Source organism: uncultured Faecalicoccus sp. (genome assembly GCF_944325745.1).
GTDB lineage: Bacteria > Bacillota_I > Bacilli_A > Erysipelotrichales > Erysipelotrichaceae > Faecalicoccus.
Window position 1 is genome coordinate 24,654 of sequence record NZ_CALVBG010000011.1, and the last position, 7,070, is coordinate 31,723.

The following is a 7,070-nucleotide window of genomic DNA, read 5'->3' on the forward strand; positions in this document are numbered from 1 at the left end:
ACAAGAGGTTGTTCTTTATGGTTGACCGCTTTTTTTTCGTGCAAACTAAGATAAAGAAACAAATTTAACGTGAATATCATTTATTTCGATGTGTAAATGTTTTTGGATGTTTACAAAAAGTAATCTCTCGTTTTTATGGGCATGGATTTTTTTGTGTCTTTTCTATGCCAATGAAAGAAAAAGTGTTATAATATTGGAGGTTGAAAACGTTTACATTACAGACGTAAAAGAAGGAGGATTTAAATGACGAAAAAATATGTGTACCTTTTTCAAGAAGGTGACGCAAATATGCGTGAACTCCTAGGAGGAAAGGGAGCCAACCTTGCGGAAATGAGCAAGTTAGGGATGCCAGTTCCGAATGGATTTACGATCACAACAGAAGCATGTAATCAATATTATGAGGACGGCGAAAAGATCAATGATGAGATCCAAGCTGAAATCATGGAATATTTGGGAAAATTGGAAGAAGAAACAGGGAAACGTTTTGGAGATGCTCAAAATCCATTGTTAGTCTCTGTGCGTTCTGGGGCTCGTGCCAGCATGCCAGGAATGATGGATACAATCTTGAACTTGGGAATCAACGATGTTGTAGCCAAGACCATTGCCGAAAAGAGCGGCAACCCGCGTTTTGCTTATGACTCTTATCGTCGTTTTATCCAGATGTTTGCTGACGTAGTTAAAGGATTGAGCAAAAAACGCTTTGAAGAGATCATTGACGAGATCAAAGCGGAACGCGGAATCAAAGATGATTTGGAATTAACTGCAGATGATATGATGACGTTGGTAGAACGTTTCAAAGAATTCTATTTGTCGGAACTTCATGAGAACTTCCCGACTGATCCAAAAACACAGATGATGGAAGCTATCGAGGCCGTATTTAAATCATGGAATAATGAACGTGCGATCTATTATCGCCGTATGAACGATATCCCTAGTTCATGGGGAACAGCTGTTAACGTACAGATGATGGTCTTCGGAAACATGGGTGAAGATTGTGGTACTGGTGTTGCCTTTACACGTAACCCGGCTACCGGTGAAAATAAACTCTATGGTGAGTTCTTGATGAATGCCCAGGGGGAAGATGTTGTTGCTGGTGTGCGTACGCCACAAAAGATCGATCAGTTAAAAGAAATCAGTCCTACAGCTTACGATCAGTTTGTTGAGATCTGCTCTAAGCTGGAACATCATTATAAGAATATGCAGGACATGGAGTTTACGATCGAAGGCGGTAAACTATTCATGTTGCAGACACGTAACGGAAAACGTACGGCGCAGGCTGCTTTGAAAGTCGCTTGTGATATGGTAGATGAAGGCTTAGTAACGGAAGAAGAAGCACTGATGATGGTAGAACCGCAACAGCTGGATGCTTTACTACACCCGATGTTTGATCCAGATGCTTTAAAAGCCGCTACTCCAATTACTTCTGCTTTGCCGGCCAGTCCGGGTGCTGGATCAGGACAGATCGTATTCACGGCAGATGAAGCGAAAGAAGAAGCCGAAAGCGGAAAGAAAGTCATTCTTGTTCGTTTGGAAACCAGTCCAGAAGATATCGAAGGAATGGCTGTATCAGAAGGTATCTTGACAGTTCGCGGTGGTATGACCAGTCACGCAGCGGTGGTTGCCCGTGGTATGGGAGCATGCTGTGTCAGTGGAGCCGGCGATATCGAAATGCATGAAGAAGAAGGCTATTTCACCGTTGGCGGTAAAGACTATCATCGTGGCGATTGGATCTCAATCGATGGTTCTACCGGAAATGTTTATGGAGAAGCAATCAAGACCGTACCGGCAGAAATCAGCGGTAACTTTGAGCGTTTCATGGGATGGGCCGATAAAGCTCGTACATTGAAGATTCGTACCAATGCCGATACTCCGCGTGATGCTGCTCAGGCTGTAAGATTTGGTGCGGAAGGTATTGGTTTGGTTCGTACAGAACATATGTTCTTCGATGGCGACAAGATCAAAGCAATCCGTGAAATGATCGTAGCCAAAGATGAAGAACAGATGGAAGCTGCTTTAAATAAACTGGAACCAATGCAGCAAAAAGACTTCGAAGGTATTTACGAGGCCATGGAAGGTCGTCCTGTGACGATCCGTTACTTGGATCCACCTTTGCATGAATTTGTTCCGACAGATCCGGAAGACATCAAAGATCTGGCATGTGAAATGAATATTCCGGTTGCCAATCTGGAACAAGTGATCGCTTCTTTGCATGAAGTTAACCCAATGATGGGACACCGTGGAAGCCGTTTGGATGTATCCAATCCGGGTATCGGTCGTATGCAGACAGCGGCAATCATCAAAGCGGCTTTGAAGGTCAATAAAGAACATCCTGACTGGAATATCGAACCAGAGATCATGCTGCCATTGATCGGGGATATCAAAGAATTGAAGTATGTTAAGAAGATCGTGACTGAAACGGCCGATAAGATCCTGGCCGAAGCCGGTGTAGATATGAAGTATCATGTGGGTACAATGATCGAAGTACCGCGTGCTGCTTTATTAGCTGACGAGATCGCGGAAGAAGCCGAGTTCTTCTCATTTGGAACAAACGACTTGACTCAGTTGACATTCGGATTCTCTCGTGACGATGCCGGTAAATTCTTGCCTGAATACTATGATGCCAAGATCTATGAAAATGATCCATTTGCTCGTTTAGATCAAAAAGGTGTTGGTAAGCTGGTTGCGTTGGCCGCTGAATTGGGACGCAAGACTCGTCCAAATATCAAGCTAGGTATTTGTGGAGAACATGGTGGAGATCCTTCCAGCATTGAATTTGTCAATAAGCTGGGCTTGAACTATGTTTCTTGTTCACCATTCCGTGTACCGATTGCCCGCTTGGCTGCAGCTCAGGCAGCGATCAAACAAAAATAAACTTTAGGAGATGCAAGTCATCTCCTTTTTAGGTAATATTATGAAAGAAATAGAAAAAATGCGTCAGGGAAAACTCTACAATCCCTTTTTGCTGGAAGAGAATTCATGGAAAAAGATCCGTCAAACTTTGAAAGAATTTAATCAAAGCGACTATTGGATTGATTCCAAACCGTTAGAGAAGTTACGAGGCTATTTTCGCCAGTCTTATCCGGATCTTGCCCTGATTCCGCCTTTTTATTGTGATCACGGGAAAAATATTTCGATTGGGCGGCACTTTCAAGGAAATACCGGGATCGTGATCTTGGATGAAGCCCCGGTGACGATTGGGGATCATGTCTTTATGGGACCGAATGTTTCTTTATATACCGCGATCCATCCTTTCTCTTCCGCTATCCGAAACAAAGATCTGGAACTCGCCCGACCGATCGTGATTGAAGATTCCGTCTGGATCGCAGGAAATGTTGTGATCAATGGGGGCGTGACGATCAAAAAGGGAAGTGTGATTGGCTCTGGAAGCGTAGTGACGCGCGATATTCCAGAAAGCGTGTTTGCGGCCGGCAATCCTTGCCGTGTGATTCGTGAGATCGATGAAAAAGAAGAAGCAGTTTGGCAACAACTGTATAAGGAGTATATCCATGGATAATATTTTATTTGTGAATGCCTGTATTTCTGAAAGTTCCAGGACCCTTCGCTTGGCTAGATATTTACTCAATCATATCGAAGGACAACTCACCCAGCTCGAACTTCAAAACGAAGATGATCTGCTCTCTTTGGATCAAAACCAGCTCCATCAGCGCGAGAACGGGACGTATTCGACGAAGTATGCCCAACTTTTGGCATCGGCTGATATTGTCGTGGTAGCAGCCCCTTTTTATGATCTTTCATTTCCGTCGCTTTTGAAGACATTTGTAGAGATGTGCTGCGTTCAGGGAGTTGCGTTTTCTTACGATGCAATGGGTCAATGTCACAGCTTATGTCGAGCGAAGAAAGTATTTTATGTGACTACGGCCGGTGGCTCCTTTGATCCTCGTTTTGGTTATGAATACATCAAAGCGGTCTTTTCGATGTTTTTTGGCGTTGATGATTGCACTTTATTTATGGCAGAAAACTTGGACCTTTTTGATCATGACCCGGAAGCAATCCTTCAGCAGACTGAAGTAGAAATGGATACCTATTTTGAATAAGAAAATTCTGTTGATCAGTGATACTCACCGATTTTTGGATCATTTACCCCGACTTGTCAAAAAATACCGGCGGTCGGTTGATTTAATGATTCATTGCGGAGATTCCGCTTTGCCTAAAAATGATCCCATCATGTCGCAGTTTGATATTGCGGTGCGTGGAAATCATGACGAAGAAGCATACCCTGCCTATGTCAAATACGAACATATTCTGGTCACCCATGGTCATTTGTACAATGTTTACGATGGTTATGATGAATTGATCTCACTTTGTCAAAAGGAAGGGTGTTCCTTGTGCTTTCATGGACATACCCATGTCCCTACGATCAAAACAATTCAGGGAATCACATTCATCAATCCGGGCAGTACGATGGTCAATCGCGGATCTTATGAATTTGGAACTTATGCGATCGTCAATTTATTCAATGATATTCAAACGACTTTTTATCGAAGCGATACCGATGCGATCTGTTCCGATGCCATCTTATTAGAAGGCTTGCGTCAGCTTGAACTCTTTAAGCGATGGAATCAAAAGAAGTTAGAAGGAAAGTGAAATGAATGAAAAAGATGCCAAAAACTAATGCGATGCGTCAGTTGGATTCTCAAAAAATTGAATATCATGTTCATGAATATCCTCATCACGAAAAAGAAGCAGTAGAAGGCCATGAAGTAGCTATGCTGCTGCAGGAAGACCCTGCCTGTGTTTTTAAGACTCTGGTGACAAGAAGTCATGATCGCGAGATCTTAGTGTATATGATTCCTGTGAATGCCAAGCTGGATCTGAAAAAATGTGCGAAAGCAGCGAAAGTCAAAAACACGGAGATGGTTCCCGTCAAAGAGATCCAGGCGTTGACTGGCTATATTCGCGGAGGCTGTTCACCATTGGGGATGAAGAAAAAATATCGTACTTTTATTGATCAAAGCGCCCTAAATCAAAAAAACATTTATTTCAGCGGAGGCAAGATCGGTTTACAGATAGAAATGGATCCGAAAGCCTTGATCGATGTTTTTAATGTGGCGCCTTATGACTTAGTGTTTGACTAAAGTTCCTGCGGGAACTTTTTTTATATTGGGAAGAGTGTTATAATACATATGTTAGACACATGTAAAAGTGTATACGTGTGTAAAGGATAATAAAGATGAAATACGATCATACAAAAAAGACCAATCGCTTTGCGGCCCGAACACTCAAAGACTTTTCAACAACGATGTTTTCTTTACTGGAAGAAAAACCTTTTGAATCGATCACGGTATTACAGATCTGCCAGATCGCCAATTATCCCCGGGCTACGTTTTATAACTATTTTGAGGATAAATACGATTTACTGGAGTATTGTTGGAGCTTGATCAAAGACCGGATCCAACTCGATGATGCGGTGGATGTGCATCATCCGCACGAAACATTTGAACTCTTCGGCCGGTTATACGACTGTTTTAAGGAACATGAAAAACTCTTGTCGAAGATCATGGCGAATAATCCGATAGAAGGGGAGCTCTTTGCGAGTTTTACCCGTTATTTAAGTGTCAATGTTTTGCGCATTGTTGAATTACTAAACATCCAAAGCAAAATCGTTCCGCTGCCTTTGGCCGTTTCTTTTTATTCCAACACGATCCTATTGGTCTTGGAATATTGTTTCTTGGAAAAAAAGACAATTTCCAAGGAACAAGCCATGGTCTATCTTCGTTATCTTTTGATCAAGGAAAGTACACAAAAAGGAGGATCACTGTAATGTGGACAAATAAAAGTGTATTTTATCAAATCTACCCTCTGGGAGCCTTTGACTGTCCCTTTGAAAATGACGGGCAGCTCCATCACAGGCTGTTGACGGCTGAAAATTATATGCAAGATCTGAAACAGTTAGGAATCGACTGTGTTCTTTTTAACCCGTTATTTCAAAGCCATACCCATGGATACGATACGATCGATTATAAACAGGTGGACGTCCGTTTAGGCACGAATGAAGATCTGACTTCGGTGATTGACCAACTTCATCGAAATGGGATCCGTGTGATTCTGGATGCGGTCTTCAATCATGTTGGACGTGGCTTTTTTGCGTTTCAGGATGTCATCGAACATCGCGAAAATTCACCCTATGCAGATTGGTTTTATCTTAATTTCTGGGACAATAATAACTATGATGATCATTTTAGTTATCAAAATTGGGAAGGAAATAATAATTTAGTCAAATTAAACCTTCAAAACAGGGATGTTGTAGATTATTTGCTGAGCGTGGTTGATTTCTGGAAAGATCAGTTTCATATCGATGGATTGCGTTTAGATGTCGCGTATTGTTTGGATCGGGACTTTCTAAAGATCTTACGCTCGCATTGTAAGATCATGGATCCTGATTTCTTCTTGCTGGGGGAGACCTTGCATGGAGACTATAATCAATGGGTCAATGATGAAATGTTGGATTCTTGTACCAATTATGAATGTTATAAAGGGTTGTATTCGAGCTTTAATTCTTTGAATCTTTTTGAGATTCTCCATTCTTTTCACCGGCAGTTTGGCAAAGAGCCTTGGTGCTTATATCGTGGAAAACAGCTCTTTTCTTTTGTCGACAATCACGATGTGGAGCGCATCGCTTCTCGTCTTCAAGATCCGGATCATCTTCCTTTGATCTATACAATGTTGATGAGCATGCCGGGGATCCCTTGCATCTACTATGGCAGTGAATGGGGGATCCAGGGAAAGAAGAATTGGAATGATACAGAACTCCGGCCGGCCATCGATCATCTTTTGCGGAATGAATTGACAGATCATATCCAGAAACTGATCCAGATCAAACATGAGCATTCCGCTTTATGGGAATGTGATTATGAACAGATTGCCTTGACCAACAAACAATGCATCTATCAGATGAAAAGTGAAGAGGAAACCTTATGGATCTGTATCAACCTCGATCATGAACCATTTACTTTCCATGTAGATCTTTGCCAAACGGCTAACGATCTGTTAACTGATTCTTCTGTTTCAATCGATCATTCGATCTCCATGGATCCTGTTTCTTCCATGAT

At 42.1% G+C, this 7,070-nt stretch carries 7 protein-coding genes; all 7 read left to right on the plus strand.

The window, feature by feature from the left end; all coding sequences use genetic code 11:
• Positions 1 to 243: 243 nt before the first annotated feature.
• Entirely contained in the window at positions 244 to 2,871 is a 2,628-nt protein-coding gene (gene ppdK, locus Q0J48_RS02460; protein WP_296241295.1) for a pyruvate, phosphate dikinase, read from the plus strand.
• 40 nt (positions 2,872 to 2,911) lie between these two features.
• Positions 2,912 to 3,514, plus strand: a complete 603-nt coding sequence (locus tag Q0J48_RS02465; RefSeq protein ID WP_296241296.1) for a sugar O-acetyltransferase — start codon at positions 2,912 to 2,914, stop codon at positions 3,512 to 3,514.
• Positions 3,507 to 4,055: an NAD(P)H-dependent oxidoreductase gene (locus Q0J48_RS02470; protein ID WP_296241299.1), complete on the plus strand. Its 549-nt coding sequence runs from the start codon at positions 3,507 to 3,509 to the stop codon at positions 4,053 to 4,055. Before Q0J48_RS02465 ends, Q0J48_RS02470 begins: the two co-directional genes overlap by 8 nt.
• The gene (locus Q0J48_RS02475) at positions 4,048 to 4,605 is read left to right on the plus strand and encodes a YfcE family phosphodiesterase (RefSeq protein WP_296241302.1); all 558 of its coding nucleotides are present in this window, start codon (positions 4,048 to 4,050) and stop codon (positions 4,603 to 4,605) included. The genes Q0J48_RS02470 and Q0J48_RS02475 overlap by 8 nt, the downstream gene beginning before the upstream one ends.
• 5 nt (positions 4,606 to 4,610) lie before the next feature.
• A complete protein-coding gene (gene ybaK / locus Q0J48_RS02480) occupies positions 4,611 to 5,096 on the plus strand; it encodes a Cys-tRNA(Pro) deacylase (protein WP_296241304.1) in 486 nt (161 codons plus the stop codon).
• A gap of 95 nt (positions 5,097 to 5,191) precedes the next feature.
• Positions 5,192 to 5,782 carry a TetR/AcrR family transcriptional regulator gene (locus Q0J48_RS02485; protein WP_296241306.1) on the plus strand — a complete coding sequence of 197 codons (591 nt, stop codon included), beginning with the start codon at positions 5,192 to 5,194 and terminating at the stop codon, positions 5,780 to 5,782.
• The coding region (locus tag Q0J48_RS02490; protein WP_296241309.1) for an alpha-amylase family glycosyl hydrolase at positions 5,782 to 7,070 on the plus strand (1,289 nt) is incomplete at its 3' end. The genes Q0J48_RS02485 and Q0J48_RS02490, both read left to right, overlap by 1 nt.

Excerpts from the sequence above, each read along its gene's own strand:
- ppdK (WP_296241295.1), top strand. The coding sequence starts at position 244 with ATGACGAAAAAATATGTGTACCTTTTTCAAGAAGGTGACGCAAATATG.
- Q0J48_RS02485 (WP_296241306.1), top strand. The coding sequence starts at position 5,192 with ATGAAATACGATCATACAAAAAAGACCAATCGCTTTGCGGCCCGAACA.
- Q0J48_RS02470 (WP_296241299.1), top strand. The coding sequence starts at position 3,507 with ATGGATAATATTTTATTTGTGAATGCCTGTATTTCTGAAAGTTCCAGG.
- Q0J48_RS02465 (WP_296241296.1), top strand. The coding sequence starts at position 2,912 with ATGAAAGAAATAGAAAAAATGCGTCAGGGAAAACTCTACAATCCCTTT.
- ybaK (WP_296241304.1), top strand. The coding sequence starts at position 4,611 with ATGAAAAAGATGCCAAAAACTAATGCGATGCGTCAGTTGGATTCTCAA.